Genomic DNA, 22,421 nt, shown 5'->3' with positions numbered 1-22,421 from the left:
CAGGGGTGTGAACAGGCAATGGCGGTAATGCAGGCAAAATTGCCGACCCGTCCCTTCGCTGGCATGACCCAGATCAGGTTCAAAGGGTTCGGCTTGCGCCATCTCAGCCCTCACGGGACACCCCTCGGTAGCGCTATGTTATACGATATTCACCTTTTGAATACAATCACCGCGCTGCCCTGTATCGCGATGGCATTTTTCTGTGATAGCCAGCACTTTTTCGTTTAAAAATACCCGAAAAACAGGCGACTGCGCGTTGGTGAGCATTATTCTCATACGTTATATTTTCATTACCCCGTCGCGTTAATACTGTTCGTGAGGCGTGTCGTGCGTCCCCAAAGCCCCGGAGTAAGCATGAAATTCCTGTTGTCCGCACTGGCGGTCGCGGGCCATTAATCAGTCATTCATCCACCATGATAACCCTTTGATGTCCCTATTTCGCGCTACCGCTATCAGGGCGACGACGTGGTCACGGCGCAAACCTCCCTGGGCCTTCACCCCGCGCTGGATCCTGCAGGGATTCGTTGGCGCGGGGTGCGCGGCGCGCACGCCAGCGGAACAGTCAGAGGTGGCATGGGGGGCCGGTTTTCGTTACCTGATTGCACGGCAGTACGGTTTGCGTACCGGGATTGACGTGGCGTTCAGTGAGCATGAGCAGGCGGTCTATTGCAATGTCGGTTCGGGTTTATAACTACACATGAGAATAACAATGAGAGCATCCGGAACGGTGTTAACGCTGCTGTTGGCGGCCTGTGGCGCGTCGGCCGCGGAGCAGAGCGAGAGCGACAGCTATTTTCCGATATGGGGCGATGAGGCACGCGCCCGGGGGTATTCGATCCCGTTACCCTACGGCGTCAACCTGAGCTATATGAATATCCGTCAGGATATCATGGTCGACAGTATTACCTTTTCCGGGCTTAAGCTGGGCAACCATCCCATTCCCAGCGATATGTTCGCCATCGATGCCGGGCACACCCGCGAGAAGAGCAAAACCGAAAACCTGCGCCTCGATATGTGGGTCTTTCCGTTTCTCAACGTTTACGGGCTGGTGGGGCATACCCGCGGGTCGTCTGTCTCCCAGGTCTCCGTGGATTCGGATCCGTCGCAGTTTCGCGGTCTGGATCGGGTGATCGCCGGCGCGGTTCACCAGCTTTATCAGAGCGGAAAACTGCAGGATATTGATTTTACGCTTGATTTCAAAGGAACCACCTGGGGAACCGGCTTTACGCTCGCCGGGGGATACGGCAACTGGTTCGGGTTAGTAGACACTAACTACACCCGTACCGATTTCGATATTCTCGACGGCAGCATCTCGGCGGTCACCGTCTCGCCGCGCGTCGGCTACCGCTTCAGTTTTCAGGGGATCGACGGGCCGTCCCACCTCAGCCTGTGGGTCGGGAGCATGTATCAGGACGTGCAGCAGGAGTTTAAAGGCGATCTGGCCGACCTGCATATGCCGCCAGAGCTTCAGCCCCTGATTGCCGCAGTCAATAAAGACGGCGAGGGGAAATTCGACGTCAAGCAGAAGCTAACCTCACCCTGGAATATGCTGATTGGCGCCCAGTATGAAGTTACCAAAAACTTTAACGTGCTGACTGAATTTGGTTTTAACGAGCGCAATAGCTTCTTTGTCTCCGGTGAATACCGTTTTTAACTAAAACTGCTGGCGCCATCTGCCGGTAAGATGCGCGCTCTTTTGTTGTTGTGGAGAGGCTGTTGATGCGTAAAGCCTTATGGCTGTTGTTTGCACTGTCGCTGCCGGCGCTGGCGCAGGATCCGGTGCTGCCCGCTGTGACGGCGATCCATCCGGTGCCCACCCTGGGTGAGCTGCCGCCGCCGGAGTCGCTGCGACCGTGCTGCGCTTTTGGTTACGACCTGCACGTGCGCGCGGTGGGCATCCCGATCCCGGTATACCAGATCGGTAATGTGCTGACCCTGGATACGCTGGGCAAGCACCATTACAACGACAGCGCGTTCGGGGCGGTGAAAAACCTGCTGGGGCTCAGCGAGGAGCAGAACGGGCTCATCTATACCCGTCGCGGCGGGTTTATTGATATCGCCCATGTGCGCGATACGGCGGACTACACCTTCTATCTGTTCAATCGTATTGCGCCGACGCTGGGCCAGGCGGGGCGGATCTTCTACAGTGAAGAGCTGGGCGTACGCCGCGTTCAGCTGAATGCCTTTACGCCGCCGGCGGGCGTCAGGCAGCGCTATCAGCTGGCCGCCTGGCTGGCGGGTCATCTGGCCTTCGAAATTGCCCAATGGCATGAGATTGCCCAGTGGTATGGCTTCCAGTCGGTCCCCGGGTTTTCTGAGGAGATCTCCGCTTTTTCGCCAGAGGATCTCTACTCCAATTTACTCGGCGCCAGGCTGGCGATTAACGTGATCCTCAGCGGCCACGGTGGTTCGCTGGAAGACTATAACCAGGCCATGGATGCGGCGCTGAAACAGGCGCTGACCCGACTGATGGTGGCGACGCGAGGGGAGACGGAAGCGATGTTTCAGCGGATCGACGGCGACTGGTGGAACAGTCACCGGCGGGTGCCGGATAAGTTTCTGGTGCTGAAGCGTAACTATGATCTGCAGGAGAATCGACTGCCGACGCCGGTCCCTTTCGAAACCCTGCCGCCGTATCGCCTGACCATGCCGGAGCAGGTTGGGGGGTTCCGCTTACGCGACCTCGGCGAACTGCAGATCTACCCAGGGCATGATATGCAGGCGCTGCCGGTTCCCGCGCAATACTATGGCGCCGGCGCGTTCCAGGCGCTGGCGGATAGCGCACGTGAGGCGGATAAGACCCAGCTGGCACGAATTGAAAAATAGCCATAAAGGCTCAGGGCGAGCGCCCTGAGCCAGTGAGTTAGCGGAAGTCGACCCAGCAGGCGCCGTTGTCGGCAGACCGTACGCAGTTTTCCACCCAGCGCACGCCGAACGCGCCGGCGCGAGCGTCCGGATACCAGAAGTCGGCCAGCAGCGCTTCGTCGCGACGGTCGGCGGCATCCATGGCGATGGCGAAACGGCGATAGAGATTCGACCATGCCTCAAACAGTCCCTCCGGATGGCCGCCGCCGATGCGGTCATCCTGACGCGCCAGCGGATCGAGATAGTCCATGCCGCGCTCGAGGATACGCACCGGCTCGCCCTGGATTTCATAGCGCAACTGGTTGGGCTGTTCATCCCACCATTCGAGACTGGCTTTTTCACCGACGATACGCACCTTTTGTCCGTGCATGGAGCCGCAGTTAACGGCGGAGCTCCACAGCGAGCCAACGGCGCCGTTGTCATACTCCATCAGCACATGGGCGTTATCTTCCAGCGGCGCGCGGCTTTTGACGAAGCTTTGTCTGGCGCACATCAGCCGGGTGATGTTCAGCTGCGGAGCCATGGTTTCAACCAGAAACAGTGGATGAGTGGCCAGGTCGCCCAGAACATAGCTGGGGCCGACAAAGCGAGGATCGACCCGCCAACGCGTACTGGCGTTTTCCAGCTCCACCGGCTGGGCGTGAAAACCGTGGGCAAACTGCATATTGACGATACGGATGTCGCCCAGCAGCCCGTCGGCGATCATCTGCCGGGCCTGCAGGATCAGCTGGTGGCCGGCATAGCCGTAGGTCACCCCGAGGATCTTCTGCTGCCGCTGGCTGAGCGCCACCAGTTCGTCAGCTTCCTCGCTGCTGAAGCACAGCGGCTTTTCGCACACCACGTGCAGCCCGGCCTCCAGCGCCGCCCGGCAGATGGCATAATGGGTGTTATTTGGTGTAGCAATCGACACCGCCTGAATGCCGTCCGGACGCTCCGCTTCACCGCGGAACAGGCTCTGGTAGTCGGCGTAACAGCGGTCGGGATCCACCCCCAGCTGTTGGCCGAACTGGCGTCCGCGCTCGGCATCAATATCAAAGGCGCCGGCCAGCAGCGTAAAGGTGTTATCACGCAGCGCCGCTGAGCGGTGAATATAGCCGATCTGGCTGCTGCCGCCGCCGCCGACCATGCCCCAGCGCAGGGTGCGATCGAGAGGTTTTAAACCGTTAATCATGTTGCGTCTCCTGTCAGAATCCCACGTCGCGCAGATAGCGCAGACTTTCCGTGACCGCCTGCAGGCTGCCTGCGGCATGGCGCGGGTCGCGCTCTTGTTCAATGGTTATCCAGCCCTGATATCCTCGGCGGGCGAGAAAGTCTTTGATGGCCGGATAGTCAATGGCGCCGCTGCCGAGCGGGCACATTACCCCTTCGGCGCAGGCGGTGAAAAAGTCGATGCCCTCGGCGATGGCGCGCTGGTAAACCTGCGGATCCACATCCTTGAAGTGCAGGTAGTCGAGTCGCGCGTAGTAGCGATCCAGCCAGTCGAGCGGATCCATACCGGCGTAGTAGAGATGCCCGGTATCCAGACACAATCCCGCGACGTCGTGTGGAATATCGTTCGCCAGCCGCTCGATTTCATCCGCAAATTCGATGCAGCCCCCGGCGTGGGGATGGATAACCGCCCGCACACCGTACTCCTGCCAGGCGAGGGTGCTGATGGCGGTAATGTGCGCCATCATGCGCTGCCAGTCTTTGTCATCAAGACGTGGAGCGAGCGCGCCGCGCCCGGCAAAGCGCGCCCGTTCAGGGTTGCCGAAATCAATAATTACCAGGTAAGGCGGCTGAACAGGATGCCCTGGCGTGGGTTCGGCGGCCGGAACCTGCGACAGATTGCGGCAGATCTGATGGGTCAGCGCCACCAGGGTGGGGAAATGGGCCTCGCTGACCAGATCGTCAAAGATCGTACCGGCCACCAGCGACAACTGATGCTGCTCCAGCGCCGCGCGCAGGCTGGCCGGGTCGGTGGGCAGGTAGCCCCAGGGCCCCAGCTCAATGCTGCGATAGCCGGCCTGCGCCGCCTCCTTCAGCACGGTAGCCCAGGCGGGAAGGTCAGGGTTTTTCGGGTCATCCACGCCCCAGCTGCAGGGGGCATTGGCGATTGAGAGTGTCATGTTGGCTTCCTTTTTACACAGGGGATGCCGCTGAGTATTGAATAAATATTTCATTCTCAACAATGATGGAATGATGATTTTTTGATGGCCATCATGCTTTGAATTGATGTGGTTTTTGATAGTTTTTTATCAAATTGAGGGCGGGCGCGGTCTGCCCGTTAACTGGCCCCGGCGGCGGCGGGGCCGGGAATTTACATATTTTCTTTGGTGATGATATCGAAAGGCTGAGGGAGAGAAATCACCTCGCTGTGCGAGCGAGAAACCGCGTCCGTTATGGTGCGTAGCGTGGCAGCGGCAAACGCCTCCAGCCGGTGGTTAAGCATGATGTCGATGGTGCCATCGATCAGCGCCAGTTCACTGTCGTTTAGCGGACCGTGGCAGACGAGAGTGATCGCCTGCTGACGGCCGCTGTCGCGCAGCGCCTCGACAATGCCTTCGACGCCGCCGCAGGGGGCATAGATCGCCTGCAGGGCCGGGTACTGACTCAGCATCTGCTCCGTCACGCTCCTGGCGATATCCGCCCGTTCATGGCTGCGAACCGGCTCCAGGATCTGCTGCCCCATGCCTTGTTCACGCAGGCAGGAGCGGAAGCTGATCTCACAGCTTTCCTGACAGGTAAAACGATTGTCGCCAATGATAATGCCTATTTCACCATTACCCCGACATAAGCGCTCAATAAACCAGGCCGCAGTGCGCCCGGCTTTTTGATTATCGAGGCCGATATATCCGCTGCGCTGAGGGACCGACAGATCCGAAAGCAGGGTGAACACGCGAACGCCACGGGCGGCAGCCCGGGCCACCGCGTGGCGAATCAGCGGGTGGTCCAGCGCCACCAGGCCTAACACGTCCACTTCGTCACTTAGCCGGTGAATGGCCTGAGCCATCGCTTCCACCGCATCGATGGCAAAATGCAGTATCACCGGCACCTGGCCCGCCGGTAGCCATGGGGCGGCCTCTCGCGTCAGCGCCTGGGCCAGCGGCAGGTAGAAGGAGTGGGTCTCCTGCAGCAGAATAAACCCCATTCTGACCGTGACCGGCGCTTTCCCCGCCGCCAGGCGATAGTGGGGCTGCTCGAGGGTAAACCCCAGTCGTCGTGCCGCCTCCAGTACGCTCAATGCCGTGGACTCCTTCACCGCCGCACGCTTGTTGAGCACCCGGTCGACGGTGGCAATACCGACGTTGGCTTCACGTGCGATATCGGCAAGCGTGATTTTAGTAGCGGATTTTTTCACTATGATGGCCGTTTGTGATGAGAGTTATGATAGAAACTATCACGATTAGTCTGGGCATAAAAGCCGCAATGCGGGCATCCTGGACAAAGCCAATACGCAGCCAACGGGCGAGAAGACCGATAGACACACTCTGTGATCAAAAGCGACTACCAGTTCTGGTATTGCTGCTATGCTGTTGAAATAGAATTAATAAAAAAGACATTATCGCATCCAGACGGTTAAACCACGCGCAAAGTCGCCTCGGGTGGGCGTCGCTGCGTGCAGAACCGACTATACTTGCCGCGCACGCGCGTCATTAAGGCTATTCGGTTGTTTTGTTATCACTTTATACCAGCGTCAGGGACGCATATCGTTATGTGTCGCTTCTGCGCCGGGAATTGGTCGGTTTGGGGCCTGTATGTTATTAAAAGAACTGGCTGTTTTTGATGTATTAAGTACCCCGATATGGGTAGTCCATCCTTTTACTGAAAGTGTGGTCTATGCCAATCCGGCTTCCCGGACATTGAGCGGCGATATGTCGCTGAAGGAGATGCGTAACGGTATCTATTCGACCTGTCCTGAAACGCAGTTACAACATTATCTTCGCTATCTCGATACGATGACCGAGATATTTGAAGTCTGGACGTTACAGACGGGCAAGGGCCTGCAGTCGGTATATTGTAAAACCACCCTGGTCGACACCGACGACAGCGGTACCTTATTGCTGTTTGAAGCCGTGAAGCTGCTGGCGCAAAATCAATCCATTCATACCGGCTCCCGCCGCTATCAGCGACGCAACAATGGTTTTTTTGCCCGTTTTTTTATGACCAATACCGCGCCGATGCTATTGATCGATCCCAGTAAGGATGGTCGAATTGTCGATGCCAATATTGCGGCGCTGCGTTTTTATCATTATTCCGATGAGGAAATGCGCAATAAACATACCTGGCAAATTAATACCCTTGGTCGGGACGTGATCCCCATCATGAATAATATTGCTAATATGCCAGGCGGGCATAAACCGCTTAATTTTACGCATATTTTAGCCGACGGTACGCTGCGCCATGTCCAAACCTATGCCGGGCCCGTAGTGCTTTATAATATTCGACTGATGCTATGCATTATTCACGATATCACCGAAGAAGTGCATCTGAAAAAAGAGCTGGAATTCTCTGCCGCCCACGATCCGCTCACCGGATTGCTTAATCGCCGTGAATTTTATCGCCTCGTCGAGGCGCCGTCATTTATCGCGCAAGGCTTTTGTCTGCTGTTAATCGATATCGATCATTTCAAGAGCATTAATGATATTCACGGTCATCAAAAAGGGGATGAAGTCCTGCTGGTGATCTCCCGCATTCTGGAAACGTCGGTGGATCGCGAAGATAAAATTTATCGCTGGGGGGGAGAAGAGTTTCTGCTCTTTTTACCCCATTCGCCGATTGCGCGCGCCCTGATACTGGCGGAAGGGATCCGCCAGGCGGTCAGCGAGTATCAGACGCTGTCGGTGACGGTGAGCATCGGCGTGGCCGAACACCATGACGGGGAAGCGATTGATCAGCTTTTTTCCCGCGTTGATAAAGCGCTGTATGTGGCCAAAAATGGTGGGCGCAACCGGGTCTCGCGCCTGCCGTTTGAAAATGTGGAACTGCTGCACAGCCGCGGAGGCGCGGCCTGACCAGCCCGATGCTTTTTCTCCCCGCCGGACGCGCAGGCTGACTCACCGACTATACTGAGTGAACGCCAGCCTGCTGATTTAGGTGGCAATATTGTTAGCCTGTCGCTGAGGTGGCAAACGACATATGGTGCGTCTTTTCGTTCTCCTGTCGGTACTTTCGCTTTCCGCGCCAGCGACGCTGGCGGCGAACGGCCACGCCATCAAACAGCGTGCCGATGCCGTATTGACTCTGATGAGCTATACCGTCGTCCCTGACGTGACCGCCAGCGATCTCAACATTGGTTCCGGCAGCAACGACAAACATAATCTGGCCATCACCCAGTTTGGCGGCGGGGCAACCCTCAGCGAGTCGTTTCCTCTGTACCTTGAAGGTACGATGGGTTACAGCCGTTACGACCCGCGCTTTGTGGTCAGCAATGGCGAACAGACGCGGAATGTGCCGACCAAATGGAACAGTCTGACCACCACCGGCGGCGTCGGTTGGGATTTTTCGCTGCACCGGGACAGCCTCGGAGGCAACCTGGTGCTGCGGCCGATCGTCAATGTGATGCTCGGTACCCTGGCCAGCGATGCGCGTATTGGTAGCTGGGCAATTGAGCGAAAAACCAACGCCGATCTGCAATTTCTCGACGGCGGTCGGTTCAACGCCTGGGGGCTGGGCGGGGCACTGATGCTGGATTACGAACGCTTCTCTGCCACCCAGGATATTGATGCCGAACTGCGTTACTCCTATATGCATCTGCAAAGTTTCGGCAGTAGCGCCGAGGTGGTACAGGGCGAGGCCAGCGCGGAGAATCTCGGCCTGTATCTGCGCCGCCGCGCGCCGATAGCCGACTGGACGCTGCTGGGCAACCCGCTGCGTTATGTGCTGGAGGGGGCGCATACTGAATTTCTCGGCGAGCAGCGAGGGGCGCTGGGCTTTACCGGTTTGACCTCCCTGGGGGTTGGCCTCGAGCTGGACAGCAGTAAATACCCGGTCTTTATCACCCGCACCCGACTGGTGGCGCGCTATATGTTCGGCAATAACACCACGGGCTATGGCGTAGGCCTGGCAATGAGTTTTTGATTACCCAAATTCTGGTGCCAGGCAATTCACAGGCCCTCCGGGAGAGGGCCTGGAGGCGTGCCAGCGTCGCAACGATGACCGAACGGTTCCCTCTCCCTTTGGGAGAGGGCCAGGGTGAGGGTCAATCCTGACACCACACCCGCTCGCCATTCACCCACGTCTCGCTGATATTGCGTTCATCTCCCAGGGTCATCAGCACGAACAACTGCTCATAAATGTCATGGCAGCGGCCTGTGCGCAGACGCTGCAGCGGGGTGACCGCCGGGTCAATCACCACAAAATCTGCCTCTTTGCCCGGCTGAAAATTGCCAATTTTATCCTCCAGCCGCAGGGCGCGCGCCCCGCCGAGGGTGGCGTGATAGAAGGCCTCGCTGGCGCGCAGGCGATAGCTCTGCAGTTGTCCTACCTTATAGGCCTCGCCCAGCGTCCGCAACATGCTGAAGGTGGTGCCGGCCCCGACGTCGCTGCCGATGCCCATCCGCACCTGGTGCTGCCAGCAGGCGGGCAGGCGGAACAGCCCGCTGCCGAGAAACAGATTCGAAGTCGGACAGAAGGCGACGGCGGACCCGGTGTCATGCAGGCACTGCCACTCGGCATCATCGAGATGGATCCCGTGAGCAAATACGCTGCGTTCGCCGGTGAGCTGATAGTGATGATAGACATCCAGATAGCGCGCATGCTCAGGCCACAGCTGTTTAACCCAGGCGATCTCCTCGCGGTTTTCACTGAGATGTGTCTGCAGCCAGGTGTCGGGAAACTCAGTCCGCAGGCGCTGCACGGCCTCCAGCAACGCCGGTGTCGAGGTAGGGGCAAAGCGCGGGGTGATGGCATAGCCCAGCCTCCCGCGCTGATGCCAGCGGAGGATTAACTCCCGGGTCTGCTCGTAGCTCTCCCCGGCGGTTTCGCACAGATAATCCGGCACATGGCGATCCATCATCACTTTGCCGGCGATCAGCCGCATATTCAGACGCAGCGCCTCGCTGAACAGCGCCTCGGCCGAAGCCGGGTGCAGTGTACAAAACACCAGCGCGGTGGTGGTGCCATGGCTAATCAGCTGGTTAACAAAAAACTGCGCTATCTCCTGCGCGTAATCCGCATCGGCAAACTGGCTCTCCACCGGGAAGGTGTAGGTGGTGAGCCACTCCAGCAGCTGTTCACCAAAGGCGCCGATCATTTCAGTCTGCGGATAGTGAATGTGGGTATCGACAAACCCGGGCAGCAGCAGCTTGCCTCGCTGATCGACATAACCCTTCAGTGGATGCAGAAAGGCTTCGCCCTCCTGCCATGGCAGCAGCGCGATAATTTTCCCGTCCCGCAAGAACAACAGGCCATCATCGAGATAACGGGCCTGAGCAGCCACCTCATCCGGGGTCTCTGCCACGCCGGCGATATCAAAAAATGCACCGCGTACCGCGGTCTGGTAATCCATCATCGAACCTGCCTTCTCTTAACGCCTGGGAATAGTGATAAACAGCAAGATTGGTGCCAGTTTGCAGCCTGCCGCGGCCAGACGCCGCGGCAGGTGGGGAGGGTTACTCTTTTTGCGCTACCGCGCCGGAATGAAAGGCTGCGGTCGCCTGTACTTCACGCTCGTCGCGGGCCAGCCAGCGGTAGAGGGTGGCGCCGAGGAAGACCCCGATAAACCAGCTAAAGTTCGCCACTTCATGCAGGGCCGGAATAAAGCTGATGATCAGCCCCAGGCCTACCGAAGGTAGCAGGGCGGCAATCGCTTTCGGGTTAAAGCCGTTGCGGTACCAGTATTTGCCCTTCGGCGTATCGTCAAACAGATCGTCCACCGACACCCGGCCGCGTTTGATCAGGTAGAAGTCGGCGATCAGGATGCCAAACAGCGGGCCAATAAAGGCGCCCAGTACGTCGAGGGTATAGTGGATCAGCTCCGGCGAGTTAAACAGATTCCACGGCGTCAGAAGTATCGATCCCACCGCGGCAATCATCCCGCCGGTACGGAAGCTGATTTTCTGTGGCGCGCAGTTGGAAAAATCGAAGGCCGGAGAGACGAAGTTAGCCACGATATTAATGCCGATGGTGGCGGTAATCATGGTCAGCAGGCCAATGGCCACCGCCAGATCGTTACCCACGCGGCTGACGGTTTCGATCGGGTCAGTGATCATTTTGCCGAACAGCGACTGGGTGCCGGAGACAATCACCACTGTCACCACCGAGAACAGCAGGAAGTTAAACGGCAGACCCCAGCGGTTACCGCGGCGGATCTCGCCCATGCTTTTGCCGTAGCGGGAAAAGTCACCGAAGTTAAGCAGCGGCCCGGAGAAGTAGGAGACCACCAGCGCCGTGGCGGTGATCATCTGCCAGGTCTGCTCGCCGGCGCTCAGGGATTTGCTGGCGAGGGTAAAGGAGATCCCATCCAGACCGGTCTTGTATACAATCCAGCCGGCCAGCGCCAGCATCACCACATAAACCGCCGGACCGGCGATATCGATAAAGCGTTTGATGGCGTTCATGCCATGCCAGAACACCATCGCCTGCAGCAGCCACATGGTGGCGAAGCACAGCCAGCCGAGCGTTGACAGCCCGAGAAAGCTGCTGCTGGTCAGCGAGGCAAGGGAGGGCCAGAACTTGAGCAGAACCAGCATCAGGGCATTCGCCGCCAGATAGGTTTGAATACCGTACCAGGCGAACGCGATCAGCCCGCGGATCACCGCCGGGATATTGGCGCCGAAGACGCCAAACGCCTGACGGCAGATAACGGCGTATGGCACCCCGGCCATCTGGCTCGGCTTCGCCACCAGGTTAGCGCACAGCTGCACAATACAGATGCCGACCAGCAGGCAGAGCAGAACCTGCCAGCTGGCCAGTCCAAGCGTAAAGAAGCTCGCCGCTACTACGTAGCCGCCCATGCTGTGCACGTCCGACATCCAGAATGAAAAAATATTGTACCAGCTCCAGTTCTGGTCGCGGGTGGGCGCCAGATCCTCATTACATAGCCGCGGACTGTAGCTGGCGGCCGCCTCGTGAGTCTTCTTCTGCTGCGTGTGGGATGAATGTGGCATGAAACCTGCTCCTCTGAATGAAAACCCTGTGAAATGGATTGCTGAGGCTATTGCAGGATCCAGGCCAGAATGATGAATCTTGTATACAAAAAATAAATTTTATGTATACGATCTGCTATCGATAAGTGAAACCGGAGTGGGTTAATGAATAATGAACATCGTCTCCAGGCCGCGCCAGCGCTGCAGGACAAGGACGAAAGCATTTACCAGGCGCTGATGACGGCCATCGTCGAACATCAGTTGCCGCCGGGCAGCAAACTACCGGAAGAGGCGCTGGCGGAGGTGTTCGCCGTGAGTCGCACCGGCATCAGAAAGGTGCTGCAACGACTCGCCGCTGTGCAACTGGTCACGTTAACGCCCAAACGTGGTGCACACGTCACCAGCCCGAGCGTGGAAGAGTCCCAGGCGATCTTTCGTACCCGGGCGCTACTTGAGGTCGCTAATCTGCCGGATGTGATCGCGCGCTGCCAGCCGCCGCATCTGGCGGCGCTGGAGAACATTATTCAGCGTGAACAGCAGGCCCATGAGGCGCACGACGGCCCGGCGGCGATCCGCCACTCCGCTGACTTTCATATTCAGCTGCAGGCTATCTCCGGCAACCCGGTGCTCACCGAGATGGTGACCCGCCTCAGCCAGCGCTCCTCTTTAGTGATTGCCGCCTGGGGCGCTCCCTGGCGACAGGGCTGCCGTTGCGACGATCACCAGCAGCTGGTGGGTTTGCTACGGGATAAAGCCCTGCAGCCGCTCAGCGAGGCGCTGATGCACCATTTTGATCATATTGTCGCCAGCCTGTGCTTCGAGCGCGATGGTGTCAGCCTGCCCGATTTTTCCCGGCTGTTCGCCGGCCACAAGGAGTCGTGATGTCTGCCATATGTATACAAGTGATCAACCCCAATACCAGCCTGGCGATGACTGAAACGATAGGCGCCGCCGCGCGTGCGGTCGCTGCGCCGGGTACCGAGATCCTTGCGGTCTGTCCCCGCGCCGGGGTGCCGTCAATTGAGGGCCACTTTGACGAAGCCATCGCGGCGGTCGGCGTGCTGGAGCAGATCAAGGCCGGACGCGAGCAGGGGGTGGATGGGCATGTGATCGCCTGCTTCGGCGACCCGGGGCTGCTGGCGGCGCGGGAGCTGGCCCAGGGGCCGGTGATCGGCATTGCGGAAGCCGCGATGCATATGGCGACGATGGTCGCCACTCGTTTCTCCATTGTGACCACGCTGCCGCGCACGCTGATCATCGCCCGTCATTTGCTGCACCAGTACGGATTTCATCAACATTGCGCGGCGCTGCACGCCATTGATTTGCCGGTGCTGGCGCTGGAAGACGGCAGCGGCCTGGCGCAGGAGAAAGTGCGTGAGCGCTGCATTCGCGCGCTGAAAGAGGATGGTAGCGGGGCGATTGTCCTTGGCTGCGGTGGCATGGCGACCCTGGCGCAGGAGCTGACCCGCGAGCTGCGGGTGCCAGTGATCGATGGCGTCAGCGCGGCGGTGAAGATGGTGGAGTCACTGGTCGCGCTGGGCCTGGCGACCAGCAAGCACGGGGACTTAGCGTTCCCGGAGAAAAAAGCGTTAAGCGGACAGTTTCAGTCGTTAAATCCATTTTAAAAGGGGCAGGAGATGGGAGAGAACCAGGAGCACTATCCTCGCGATCTGCGAGGCTATGCAGGGCAGCCGCCGCACGCGCGCTGGCCGGGCGGGGCGCGGATCGCGGTGCAGTTCGTCCTCAACTACGAGGAAGGCGCTGAGAATCACGTCCTGCATGGCGATGAGGGGTCGGAACAGTTCCTGTCCGATATTATTGGCGCCGCCAGCTACCCGGCACGCCATATGTCGATGGATTCACTCTATGAGTACGGCAGCCGGGCCGGGTTCTGGCGCATCCATCGTGAGTTCAGCCAGCGCGGGCTGCCGTTGACGGTCTTCGGCGTGGCGATGGCGCTGGCGCGGCACCCGGAGATTGTGGCGGCGATCAAGGCTGCGGATTACGATGTGGTCAGCCACGGCTGGCGCTGGATCCACTATCAGCACATGGATATTGCCGAGGAGCGCGCGCATCTGCAAAAAGCGGTGCAGGTACTGACCGACCTGTTCGGCAAACCGCCCACCGGCTGGTATACCGGCCGCGACAGCCCCAACACCCGCCAGCTGGTGGTGGAGCACGGCGGCTTTGACTACGACAGCGATTATTACGGCGATGATTTACCTTTCTGGAGCGAAGTGGCCTGCAGCGACGGCAGCCAGCGGCCGCACCTGATCGTGCCTTATACCCTCGACGCCAACGACATGCGCTTCGCCACCGCCCAGGGGTTCAACACCGCGGAGCAGTTTTATACCTATCTGAAAGACAGCTTTGACGTGCTGTACGCCGAGGGTGAAACCGCGCCGAAGATGATGTCCGTGGGGATGCACTGCCGACTGCTTGGGCGTCCGGGCCGTTTCCGCGCGCTGCAGCGTTTCCTTGACTATATCCAGCAGCACGACAAGGTGTGGGTCTGCACCCGGCAGCAAATTGCCGACCACTGGCGCGAAACCCATCCGTATCGCGGGTAGCTTGCTGCCACTCATCTGGCCCTCTCCACAGGGAGAGGGTACCGCCCGGTCGCGTCTGTTGAACCGGTTCACCAGGATGTATTTCTGATTATTGAATGAGCATGGCGAGGAGTACCAGGCACAGCAGCAGCACATAGATGCGTGCATACCATACATCAGGTACCGCAGGGATTGCCCGGCGGCTAAACACTATCCCGGCCCAGCCGGTCAGGACGAGCAGGCCTAAAATTTTCAGGCTGATAAACCCCAGAAATCCGCTCAGCGGAATGCTGTGCCAGCCAATGACGGCATAGGTCACAGCGCCGCATAGCGCCACGGGCAAAGAAAGCGGGTTGGATGCGCTAACGCACTCCTGCATCTCATACCCGTGTCGCCGTAGCAGGGGCACCGTCATGACGCTGCCACCCACGCCCAGCAATGCGGCAATCATACCGATAACCATACCGCCGCCAGTGACCACTGGCAGGGACAGCCGACGCCGAGCGCTGCCCCTGAAAAAACCTTTGCGCAACAAACAATCGCTGATGGTTGCCAGCATATAGAGAATAAACAGCGCGCGAACGATCTTCTCGCTCAATATCCCCGCCAGACAGGAGCCGACCACCGCCCCAATGGCAATAAACCATAACAACGGAAACAGCGTCTGCGCGGCAAGCTTACCCGCCCGCCAGTTTCGATAGCTGACCCAGCCGGCGTTAAATATCATCACCGCCGTTGAGGTAGCCACCGCGACATGCATGGCGTTTCCCGCGAGTTCCGGCTGCCGAAGGATCAGTTGATAGACAAAGGGCACCACCACAAAGCCCCCTCCGAAGCCGAACAGCACGGTGGTAATGCCGGTCGTAAAGCCTGCCAGCGCAATAATAACGATATCATTCAAGAGAATATCCCCGCCCTGAAAATGAGCGAGCAGCTTATACCGGTCGCGTACGGCTTCCCATTTGCGTAGCGCTCAATTACCTTTGTAAATCGGTCAGAGGGGGGCAGGTGTGCGCAACGTAAAAATTGACGAGGTCGATCGGCTCGATCGCGAAGTGGTGGCGTTAGGCAATGACTATGCGCAAGGGTATATACTGCCACCGCACCAGCATCGTCGCGCACAGCTGCTGTATGGCGCGACCGGACTGATGTATGTCACCACTCAGGACGGAGAATGGGTGGTTCCTCCGCAACATGCTGTCTGGATCCCTCCTGAAACCGTGCACGCCGTCAGATTTGTGGGGGTGACCACGCGTAGCTTATATATTGAGCCAGATTATGTGGCCGCTTTCATTAAACACCGTCGTTGTGAAGTGATCAGCGTCTCGCCGCTGTTGCGCCAGCTACTGCTTGAGGCTGTGGATTTACCACCGTTGTACGACAGCCCACGCGATCGCACGCTGATACAGTTGATGTTGCTGGAACTGGCCGCCATGCCGGTCCGCGAATTTGACATTCCGTTTCCGCAGCATCCGGCGCTGCTGGCGCTTTGTCAGGCTTTTTTGCTTAACCCCTCTATCCATGATCCTGCGGCACGCTGGGCCAGGGCGCTGTTTATGAGCCAGAGCACCTTTCGCCGGCATTTCCTGAAGCAGTTGGGCCTGTCATTTTCCGCCTGGCGTCAGCGAGCCTGCGTGGTGAGCGCCCTGGCATGGTTGATAGCAGGGAAACCGGTGAACGAAGTGGCATTATCTCTTGGATACGATAATGCGTCCTCTTTCGCCACCATGTTCCGCCGCGTGACCGGGCAGCCGCCATCGTTTTATCACCCAGCCTGATGCGTCGGGGAAGGGGACTCCGGCAGCATGTGTCGGAAATGAATGTCGCTTTTATGGCGTTGCTATGCGCTAACGTAGTCATAAGACAGACAATCCGGGAATGCCTGGCTTGCGTCTTCAGATACCCCTACATTTAGTGGTGGCTACATCCAGGCGGTTTATCTATTCTGCCTGTAACCGTGAGAAGACCGGAGTCTCTCTTAGTGAACCATCTTATCGTTGAAAAAATCATCATCATCTTTCTTCTCATCCTGTGGGGATTCGATACATTCAGAACCAGGAAAAGAAAACGTTATGATCCCGCCATTGAAGCCGCTGATGCCAGCGAACGCCATCAATGGCGCTATCTGAGATGGGGGTTTCGGATCATACAGGTGGTAGCGGGAGTGTATATCGTCGTGCAGTTGATTCAGGTTTTACTGAGATAGAGGCCGCCGGCAGGGCGACGGTACAGAACATCTGGCTGACCAGAATGAGGTCAGACAATAGCGGTTTTCACGTCGGCAAAGGGGAAGTTCCGCTCTGTGCCAGAAGCTGACGCTGCAGTACATTCCGCTTTCGGCTCGAATCGGACTGAGGTAACGTAGCGGAAATATTTTTCCGGACTCCACCACGATGCCTTCTATCGAAACGTTTATAACTTTCCTCCTCGCGCTAACGCTTCTGGAGATCTCTCCGGGGCCAGACATGATGTTGACTATTGCCAGAGGCGTCGGTCAGGGAAGACGTATCGCACTGCTTACGGTACTGGGCAATGTATTTGTAGCGGGTTTTGTGCAAGTTTCATTTCTGGTCCTGGGGCTGGTAACCGTTGTTCATGCCTGCCCAGTCGCGCTAGATCTGTTACGGTGGGCTGGTGCGGCTTATCTGATGTGGCTGGGCATAAAAATGATTGCGACTTCAGGCACAGATACGCGGCTGCGAAAAACAGCCAAAATTTCTGACTGGAGTGCCGTTAAGGAAGGCGCCCTGAACAGCCTGACCAACCCAAAATCCCTGCTGTTCATGTTCGCTTTTCTTCCTCAGTTTGTCGATCCTGCCGCGGGTCCTGTCTGGCTGCAATTGCTTGTTCTGGGTAGTATCCAGAAGGTGGCAGGAATTATTTCCCTGGGGTCAGTCGCGATGGCATCAGGGACATTTGGAAACTGGCTAAGTAAACACCCAGGCTTTATCAAATGGCAGGAACGATTTACAGGCGTTGTCATGATAGGCCTCGGTATCCGCATGTTGTTTAGCGGGTCTGGTGTCGTATCGAAACCTTCCAGTTAAGTTTTACCGAAAGGGTAAAGCCACTGTCCGCTCTTCGCTCATAGCGGACCTTCAAATCAGTTAGTTTGTCCGCTCTGTGCCAGGAGCGGACATTAAAATCAAAACCGATGGCAAGCTCACCGAGCATGACATTATGCTTGCGCTGCTTTGTAACGTGCTTCCAGCTTATCCAAAAAGCCAAAAAGTACTTGATTCATTTCACTGTAATCGTGCGCCCGGAGCGCTTCAGGCGTGTCAACGAAACGATATTCTGCTGCACGGCTCAGGTCTTTCTCAGAATGAGCGATCAGCCGTTCTACAACGTCCAATGTGAGCTCCATGTGGCACTGGAAACCAAAGACGCGGTCTGAATAGGCAACAATCTGCCGCGGACAGCCTTCGCTGTAAGCAATAATTTTAGCCCCCGGCGTCAAACCTGGCATATCGTTATGCCAGTGACCCACTGCCAGTGTTTTCCCAAAGTGAGAGAACATCTCATCCTTCCCGCCGTCTTCGGTCAATGTGATCGGGAATTTACCAATCTCTTTTTCCGGGCTATGAGAGAACGGCGCGCCCAGCGCTTCACCGATTAGCTGTGAACCCAGGCAGATACCGATCACCGCCTTACCGGTTTTAACCGCGGAAGCAATCAGCGCCTGTTCCGCTTTAGCATTAAAGTGCGGGCACGCTTCAAGCGTGGTGTCCGGATCTTGCGGACCGCCCATAACGATAAGAAAATCGATGCCTACGGCGTCATCAGGTAGCCGATCGCCCGCATAGACGCGTGAGTAAGTTACATCATGACCCTGGTTTATTGCCCAGGTTTCATATGCGCCCGGGGCTTCAAAACTTTCATGTACGATAAAGTGTACGCGCATGAGGATAAGCTCCTGTAATATCTTTGATGATCAGAATGATAAGTCACGCACCCATTGCCTAAGGCTCTACTCCGGGTGGTTCCAGTTCCGATATGATAATGGCAGGGGCTAAATCTGAAATGCCAGGTAGTATAGATAAAGCGCCAAGACATGATGAGGCCACAGGCTGGTCCAGTACTGCGATAAGCTATCAACGCGGCGAGGCAGATCCTCCCCATCATCATGTTGAGGGGCAGCTACTCTTCGCCACCAGAGGGGTTATGCTGGTGCAAACAGAGAGCGACCGTTGGGTGATCCCTCCTCAGCGGGCATTATGGCTACCGCCTTTGCATATCCATAGTTATCATCTGCTTTCACAAACTGATCTCAGGGCGATCTATTTCAGCAGTAGCCTTATCGCAGAATGTACGAGCTTTACGAAGAGTCAGCAGGTACATGTGATCACGGCTACGCCGTTAGTCAAAGAGCTTATCGCTGGGCTGTTCAGTGAGGACTACGCCAGACCGAGTCAACGGAAGATAGCTTTGTTGCTTCTGGAAATTCTCAGCGAGGCTCCACCTTTAACGATGGCGCTTCCCATGCCGAATGATGAGCGATTATTTAGCGCGGCCAGATCGCTACTGGTCAATCAGCGCTGGGAGGCATCGCTGAGCGAGCTGGCTTTTATGTCGGCCATGTCGGAACGGACCTTTTCCCGCTTGTTTATGAAGGATACAGGCTTTAGTTTTAGAACATGGAAGCAGAGAGCCAGAATTTGCGCTTCGTTGGATCTTCTCGCGAACGACGTTCCAATCAAACAGGTCGCTTACCAGCTTGGTTTCTCATGCCCGGCGGCATTTACCGCTGCTTTTCGCTGCATTCTGGGGTCAACGCCACGCGATTTTGTGCCTTAAACCGGGAAACCCTCAAAGCGGTCTTTGAGACTGTCATGGGCATATTACCAGACGCAGAAACCCTGCGAGGGTAGGGGTATCCCGCCTTTGCTGTTGAGAAAGGTAGTTTAATTTGCACCCGACACACTCTCATTGATTAAAGCACGGAGTGGAGATTACTGCGGTCCACAGTTCTGACAAACCGTGAAAGAGAAGGCCTGCGTAAAGAAAAAAGGTGTCGCGATGCGTGATGAAATTACCTTATGACAGACCTTGCGGTGATTTACGGCACCGGGTGGATTCCGGACGCTGTGAGCCGACTCATTGCTACGAAGCCTGATTCTGCTGTACCTCAAGCCATATGATAGCCTGCACAACAATCACATACCGTCCATTAATGCGTCCAGGGGAGTACTCCCGGGCCCTGGACGTCCCCTGTGTGCCAAAAGCGGAAGTAGGCTGAAGATAAATTAGCATTGCTGTTAGTCGTGGGTGCTGCAGATGGGTAGAAATTGATAACTTAGGATGCAAGTTCGTCCCGCTCTTTCTGCAGTTTTCATCGAGGGTATATTCTCCGGAATAATTGTGCCCATATACAAAGATAGTTCCGAATCGGAATGAGTTAATAATCGGTACAGCAGGCGTTGCGCTCGGGCCGACAATGATCGACCACGAAAAGCAGGAAGTATTACTTTGTCAGTAATACGATATCCTCTCAGAAAAGCGAGGTTTCCTTTCTGGCATATTAGCAACCCGGCGCGAACATCGTTTTCATAGATAATATATACTTCTCTCTCAGAAATATGGTCACACAACTCTTCGTCATCAACTGCTACCAAATTGCTTGCAGACAGTTCGCGAACTGTCTGCCATGTATGCTTATAGGCATCGCCCAGAGCCTGACAACACCAGTCAAAATCTTCGTATGTCGCCACTTGCAAAGTAAGAGATTTATCATTGAATTCAGGGGGTTCAGAAAAAGAGGTGGCATATATATACTGGTCGGGAATACCCTGCGGGAAGGACTGGCCTGGCACAAGAATGCGGACATACTGAGCTCTGAGTTGTGACCATTCCTTACTAATGAGTTCTAATGCAGTATGATTTAGGTCAGAATCCATACCTACAATATCAATAAAAGGTTTGTTAATATTTCCGCCCTGATAACGGGGGCCAGTAAGAAATTGCTTTCCATCAATTTTCAGTTTTCGTTGTAAAAAATATTCCTGACATAATCCAGTTTCTCTCCAGGGAAATCGCGCCGAGAAACTTCTGTCCGTACACCTCGATTCCTGCTCTGACAACCATTGTTTTAACCATGAACGTAGAGTAACTTCAGGCACAGGTAGCCTGGCATATTGAGATAGCATGTAAGATAGCATAAAAATATTTTGCCCTTGGATATAAAAATGTTTTTTTAAACAAATCAGAATAGTTCTACTCTCATTTTATTACCAATTATAGCTGGCACGTCCGCTCCTTGCTCAATGCGGACCTTTAGCTCGACAGCTTGTCCGCTCCGCGCCAGAAGCGAACAGTGTTATCAGTGGTCAGTGATAAAACGTCAACCCGTTGACCTTGTCTCACAGCACTTCAACCACTTCAAATTCTTCTGCGATCAACTCCATATCTTCAGAAAAATGACCTTCGCAGCTGAAAAATCTCTGATGCTCTCTCTTCCAGTATTCAAGGCTTAAATCGCCTTCACCTTCTTTGCGGGCGAACGCTTCAGTCACATCACAAAAACGGACCAGCTGCATTGAAACCAGTCTGGTCACGCAAACTGGAACATTCTGGCCATCAAGAATAATGTGATAACTCCCAATTCTCGGGGCAGATTCTTCCTGCTGGTAAGAGGCAAAAGATCCGCAAGAGGCCGTTTTGATCCCTTTTTTGATCAGGTCAGCAAGCTCGTTAGCCAGCTCCGGACTGTCACCCATTTGCCAGGCATCTGCGCCGGGATACTTCTTTTTTATTTCCTCAACCTCAACCATGAAAATCCCTTCGTTATCGTCAATGAAAAGAAATGGCATACCTTTTTTAACATGAGCGGTCCCAACATTATCAGCGATATCTTTCTTTAGATAGTGTGGTCCGTTCTTCGCTCAAAACAGACCTTAAGCGCATTTAACGCGTGTGCTCTGCGCCAGAAACGGAAGTTAACTTCGAGACGAGCCATAAAGTCGCCTGTCTTATTCAGACTGCCAGTAAAGCGGTGAACCGAACGCGTCCAAGTAGTAATCGATAATCGCCCGCACGTTCAGCGGAGGGTGGCGGGCATTCGGATAGATTGCCGCGATGTGCTGTGGCTCCGTTTTTATGGATGTATCCAGTTCCGGCAGCAGTCCGACCAGCTCGCCGCTCTTCAGCCGGTCTCCAATCAGCCAGTCAGGAAACAGCACAATCCCCATCCCCCCGAGTGCGGCAATCAGCAGGGTTTCCGCATTATTCGATGACATCAGGGGCGAGACGGGATAGTGCACCCATTCCTCTCCGCGCCTGCGCAGCAGCCATTGGTTTGGTCCTGATGAACCGCGATAGACCAGGCATTTATGCCGCGCGAGCTCTTCGGGTGATCCCAGCATGCCGTGCCGGCGGATATAATCCGGTGACGCGGCAAGATGATAGAACTGCTGGCCAAACACGCGCGCATGAAAGGCGGAATCCGTCAGCACGCCAATCCGGAAAATCACGTCAGCCGGCTCCCGGTGCGGATCGATGTAATCATCCGTCAGCGTAAGCTCAATACTAAGCTTCGGGTATCGCTCCGTCAGGCCGGGTAACGCGGGTGCGACATGGCGCTGTCCAAAGAACACCGGTGCGTTTATGCGGACCACTCCGGAAGGCTCAAGCGTTCTCTCATTGAGTTCCCGCCGCGCCTCCTCCATGCTGCCCGTCATCGCACGCGCATAGCGGATAAAAAGATGGCCGCTTTCCGTCGGAATTATAGCCCGGGTATTGCGGTAAAAAAGCTGCTGCCCGAGCACATCCTCCATCTGATGGATGACGCGTGATACCTGAGAGGCCGATATCCCTTCCCGCCGGGCCACCACAGAGAAATTCTGCGTTTCATAAACGTCTATAAAAATCAGCAGGGCGCGAATACTGATGTTCCCAAGGCCATTCATTAATGCATATCCTGCACAGGTGTTTATCTCATTAT

At 56.2% G+C, this 22,421-nt stretch carries 20 protein-coding genes, 2 pseudogenes and 1 riboswitch; of the genes and pseudogenes, 12 read left to right on the top strand and 10 right to left on the bottom strand.

The window, feature by feature from the left end; genetic code table 11:
* Window positions 1–33 precede the first annotated feature (33 nt).
* Window positions 34–135: riboswitch (TPP riboswitch) on the bottom strand.
* Window positions 136–435: 300 nt separating this feature from the next.
* The 3 genes and pseudogenes from NKJ21_RS04630 to NKJ21_RS04620 form a co-directional block, all read left to right on the top strand.
* A pseudogene (locus tag NKJ21_RS04630) lies at window positions 436–691 on the top strand (glyceraldehyde-3-phosphate dehydrogenase); the annotation flags it as partial.
* Window positions 692–709: 18 nt separating this feature from the next.
* The gene (locus NKJ21_RS04625) at window positions 710–1,654 is read left to right on the top strand and encodes a hypothetical protein (protein ID WP_012541648.1); all 945 of its coding nucleotides are present in this window, start codon (window positions 710–712) and stop codon (window positions 1,652–1,654) included.
* Between the two features lie 65 nt (window positions 1,655–1,719).
* Window positions 1,720–2,826: a DUF4056 domain-containing protein gene (locus NKJ21_RS04620; protein ID WP_032740586.1), complete on the top strand. Its 1,107-nt coding sequence runs from the start codon at window positions 1,720–1,722 to the stop codon at window positions 2,824–2,826.
* A 37-nt stretch (window positions 2,827–2,863) separates the two neighbouring features.
* Here the strand turns inward: NKJ21_RS04620 and NKJ21_RS04615 are convergent, their stop codons facing one another.
* The 3 genes from NKJ21_RS04615 to NKJ21_RS04605 form a co-directional block, all read right to left on the bottom strand.
* A complete protein-coding gene (locus NKJ21_RS04615) occupies window positions 2,864–4,036 on the bottom strand; it encodes a Gfo/Idh/MocA family protein (protein WP_023340191.1) in 1,173 nt (390 codons plus the stop codon).
* A 13-nt stretch (window positions 4,037–4,049) separates the two neighbouring features.
* Window positions 4,050–4,973 (bottom strand): TIM barrel protein, encoded by a 924-nt coding sequence (locus NKJ21_RS04610; protein ID WP_032740587.1) that lies wholly within the window; start codon window positions 4,971–4,973, stop codon window positions 4,050–4,052.
* A gap of 191 nt (window positions 4,974–5,164) precedes the next feature.
* Entirely contained in the window at window positions 5,165–6,205 is a 1,041-nt protein-coding gene (locus NKJ21_RS04605; protein ID WP_039103584.1) for a LacI family DNA-binding transcriptional regulator, read from the bottom strand.
* Window positions 6,206–6,602: 397 nt separating this feature from the next.
* Between NKJ21_RS04605 and NKJ21_RS04600 the strand changes: the two genes are divergently transcribed.
* A complete protein-coding gene (locus NKJ21_RS04600; protein WP_012541652.1) occupies window positions 6,603–7,859 on the top strand; it encodes a sensor domain-containing diguanylate cyclase in 1,257 nt (418 codons plus the stop codon).
* 124 nt (window positions 7,860–7,983) lie between these two features.
* Window positions 7,984–8,925, top strand: coding sequence for a hypothetical protein (locus NKJ21_RS04595; RefSeq protein WP_004189966.1), 942 nt, complete (start codon window positions 7,984–7,986; stop codon window positions 8,923–8,925).
* A 121-nt stretch (window positions 8,926–9,046) separates the two neighbouring features.
* On the opposite strand, the gene guaD is transcribed toward NKJ21_RS04595, so the two are convergent.
* Both guaD and NKJ21_RS04585 read right to left on the bottom strand, forming a co-directional pair.
* Window positions 9,047–10,357, bottom strand: a complete 1,311-nt coding sequence (guaD, locus tag NKJ21_RS04590) for a guanine deaminase (protein WP_050887133.1) — start codon at window positions 10,355–10,357, stop codon at window positions 9,047–9,049.
* Between the two features lie 100 nt (window positions 10,358–10,457).
* Complete coding sequence (locus NKJ21_RS04585; RefSeq protein ID WP_042948098.1) at window positions 10,458–11,954, bottom strand: NCS1 family nucleobase:cation symporter-1; 1,497 nt, start codon at window positions 11,952–11,954, stop codon at window positions 10,458–10,460.
* Between the two features lie 144 nt (window positions 11,955–12,098).
* Here NKJ21_RS04585 and NKJ21_RS04580 point away from each other — a divergent pair, with 144 nt between their 5' ends.
* The 3 genes and pseudogenes from NKJ21_RS04580 to puuE all read left to right on the top strand — a co-directional run bounded on the left by NKJ21_RS04580 (window position 12,099) and on the right by puuE (window position 14,503).
* Window positions 12,099–12,815, top strand: coding sequence for a GntR family transcriptional regulator (locus tag NKJ21_RS04580; protein WP_002905523.1), 717 nt, complete (start codon window positions 12,099–12,101; stop codon window positions 12,813–12,815).
* Window positions 12,815–13,683 (top strand): annotated as a pseudogene (locus NKJ21_RS04575) (aspartate/glutamate racemase family protein); the annotation flags it as partial. The gene NKJ21_RS04580 and the pseudogene NKJ21_RS04575, both read left to right, overlap by 1 nt.
* Window positions 13,571–14,503 (top strand): allantoinase PuuE, encoded by a 933-nt coding sequence (gene puuE / locus NKJ21_RS04570; RefSeq protein WP_023340187.1) that lies wholly within the window; start codon window positions 13,571–13,573, stop codon window positions 14,501–14,503. The pseudogene NKJ21_RS04575 and the gene puuE, both read left to right, overlap by 113 nt.
* Before the next feature lie 88 nt (window positions 14,504–14,591).
* Here the strand turns inward: puuE and NKJ21_RS04565 are convergent, their stop codons facing one another.
* The gene (locus NKJ21_RS04565) at window positions 14,592–15,383 is read right to left on the bottom strand and encodes a sulfite exporter TauE/SafE family protein (protein WP_023340186.1); all 792 of its coding nucleotides are present in this window, start codon (window positions 15,381–15,383) and stop codon (window positions 14,592–14,594) included.
* Window positions 15,384–15,492: 109 nt separating this feature from the next.
* Here NKJ21_RS04565 and NKJ21_RS04560 point away from each other — a divergent pair, with 109 nt between their 5' ends.
* From NKJ21_RS04560 to NKJ21_RS04550, 3 genes are all read left to right on the top strand, one after another.
* Complete coding sequence (locus NKJ21_RS04560) at window positions 15,493–16,260, top strand: helix-turn-helix transcriptional regulator (RefSeq protein ID WP_023340185.1); 768 nt, start codon at window positions 15,493–15,495, stop codon at window positions 16,258–16,260.
* A gap of 203 nt (window positions 16,261–16,463) precedes the next feature.
* Window positions 16,464–16,688, top strand: coding sequence for a hypothetical protein (locus tag NKJ21_RS04555; RefSeq protein WP_004199962.1), 225 nt, complete (start codon window positions 16,464–16,466; stop codon window positions 16,686–16,688).
* 187 nt (window positions 16,689–16,875) lie between these two features.
* Window positions 16,876–17,529 (top strand): LysE family translocator, encoded by a 654-nt coding sequence (locus NKJ21_RS04550; RefSeq protein ID WP_032733156.1) that lies wholly within the window; start codon window positions 16,876–16,878, stop codon window positions 17,527–17,529.
* A gap of 131 nt (window positions 17,530–17,660) precedes the next feature.
* Here NKJ21_RS04550 and NKJ21_RS04545 read toward each other — a convergent pair whose 3' ends face one another.
* Complete coding sequence (locus NKJ21_RS04545; protein WP_110242419.1) at window positions 17,661–18,386, bottom strand: type 1 glutamine amidotransferase; 726 nt, start codon at window positions 18,384–18,386, stop codon at window positions 17,661–17,663.
* Between the two features lie 92 nt (window positions 18,387–18,478).
* On the opposite strand from NKJ21_RS04545, the gene NKJ21_RS04540 reads away from it, so the two are divergent.
* Window positions 18,479–19,279 (top strand): helix-turn-helix domain-containing protein, encoded by an 801-nt coding sequence (locus NKJ21_RS04540; protein ID WP_171888092.1) that lies wholly within the window; start codon window positions 18,479–18,481, stop codon window positions 19,277–19,279.
* Between the two features lie 461 nt (window positions 19,280–19,740).
* On the opposite strand, the gene NKJ21_RS04535 is transcribed toward NKJ21_RS04540, so the two are convergent.
* The 3 genes from NKJ21_RS04535 to NKJ21_RS04525 all read right to left on the bottom strand — a co-directional run bounded on the left by NKJ21_RS04535 (window position 19,741) and on the right by NKJ21_RS04525 (window position 22,386).
* On the bottom strand, window positions 19,741–20,640 hold the full coding sequence (locus NKJ21_RS04535; RefSeq protein WP_022065952.1) for a hypothetical protein: 900 nt from the start codon (window positions 20,638–20,640) through the stop codon (window positions 19,741–19,743).
* A 201-nt stretch (window positions 20,641–20,841) separates the two neighbouring features.
* Window positions 20,842–21,198: an ASCH domain-containing protein gene (locus NKJ21_RS04530; RefSeq protein ID WP_162822798.1), complete on the bottom strand. Its 357-nt coding sequence runs from the start codon at window positions 21,196–21,198 to the stop codon at window positions 20,842–20,844.
* A 252-nt stretch (window positions 21,199–21,450) separates the two neighbouring features.
* Complete coding sequence (locus tag NKJ21_RS04525) at window positions 21,451–22,386, bottom strand: LysR family transcriptional regulator (protein ID WP_254732737.1); 936 nt, start codon at window positions 22,384–22,386, stop codon at window positions 21,451–21,453.
* Window positions 22,387–22,421 lie beyond the last annotated feature (35 nt).

Origin of the sequence: Klebsiella sp. SWET4 (genome assembly GCF_024296565.1) — a bacterium.
Taxonomy (GTDB): Bacteria; Pseudomonadota; Gammaproteobacteria; order Enterobacterales; family Enterobacteriaceae; genus Klebsiella; species Klebsiella variicola.
Note: the sequence above shows the minus strand (reverse complement) of the source record. Positions and strands in the feature narration are given on the sequence as shown.

Coding starts and splice junctions, on each gene's coding strand:
- NKJ21_RS04625 (WP_012541648.1), top strand. CDS start 710: ATGAGAGCATCCGGAACGGTGTTAACGCTGCTGTTGGCGGCCTGTGGC.
- NKJ21_RS04620 (WP_032740586.1), top strand. CDS start 1,720: ATGCGTAAAGCCTTATGGCTGTTGTTTGCACTGTCGCTGCCGGCGCTG.
- NKJ21_RS04615 (WP_023340191.1), bottom strand. CDS start 4,036: ATGATTAACGGTTTAAAACCTCTCGATCGCACCCTGCGCTGGGGCATG.
- NKJ21_RS04610 (WP_032740587.1), bottom strand. CDS start 4,973: ATGACACTCTCAATCGCCAATGCCCCCTGCAGCTGGGGCGTGGATGAC.
- NKJ21_RS04600 (WP_012541652.1), top strand. CDS start 6,603: ATGTTATTAAAAGAACTGGCTGTTTTTGATGTATTAAGTACCCCGATA.
- NKJ21_RS04595 (WP_004189966.1), top strand. CDS start 7,984: ATGGTGCGTCTTTTCGTTCTCCTGTCGGTACTTTCGCTTTCCGCGCCA.
- guaD (WP_050887133.1), bottom strand. CDS start 10,357: ATGATGGATTACCAGACCGCGGTACGCGGTGCATTTTTTGATATCGCC.
- NKJ21_RS04585 (WP_042948098.1), bottom strand. CDS start 11,954: ATGCCACATTCATCCCACACGCAGCAGAAGAAGACTCACGAGGCGGCC.
- NKJ21_RS04580 (WP_002905523.1), top strand. CDS start 12,099: ATGAATAATGAACATCGTCTCCAGGCCGCGCCAGCGCTGCAGGACAAG.
- puuE (WP_023340187.1), top strand. CDS start 13,571: ATGGGAGAGAACCAGGAGCACTATCCTCGCGATCTGCGAGGCTATGCA.
- NKJ21_RS04550 (WP_032733156.1), top strand. CDS start 16,876: ATGCCTTCTATCGAAACGTTTATAACTTTCCTCCTCGCGCTAACGCTT.
- NKJ21_RS04545 (WP_110242419.1), bottom strand. CDS start 18,386: ATGCGCGTACACTTTATCGTACATGAAAGTTTTGAAGCCCCGGGCGCA.
- NKJ21_RS04540 (WP_171888092.1), top strand. CDS start 18,479: ATGATAATGGCAGGGGCTAAATCTGAAATGCCAGGTAGTATAGATAAA.
- NKJ21_RS04535 (WP_022065952.1), bottom strand. CDS start 20,640: ATGCTATCTTACATGCTATCTCAATATGCCAGGCTACCTGTGCCTGAA.
- NKJ21_RS04530 (WP_162822798.1), bottom strand. CDS start 21,198: ATGGGTGACAGTCCGGAGCTGGCTAACGAGCTTGCTGACCTGATCAAA.
- NKJ21_RS04525 (WP_254732737.1), bottom strand. CDS start 22,386: ATGAATGGCCTTGGGAACATCAGTATTCGCGCCCTGCTGATTTTTATA.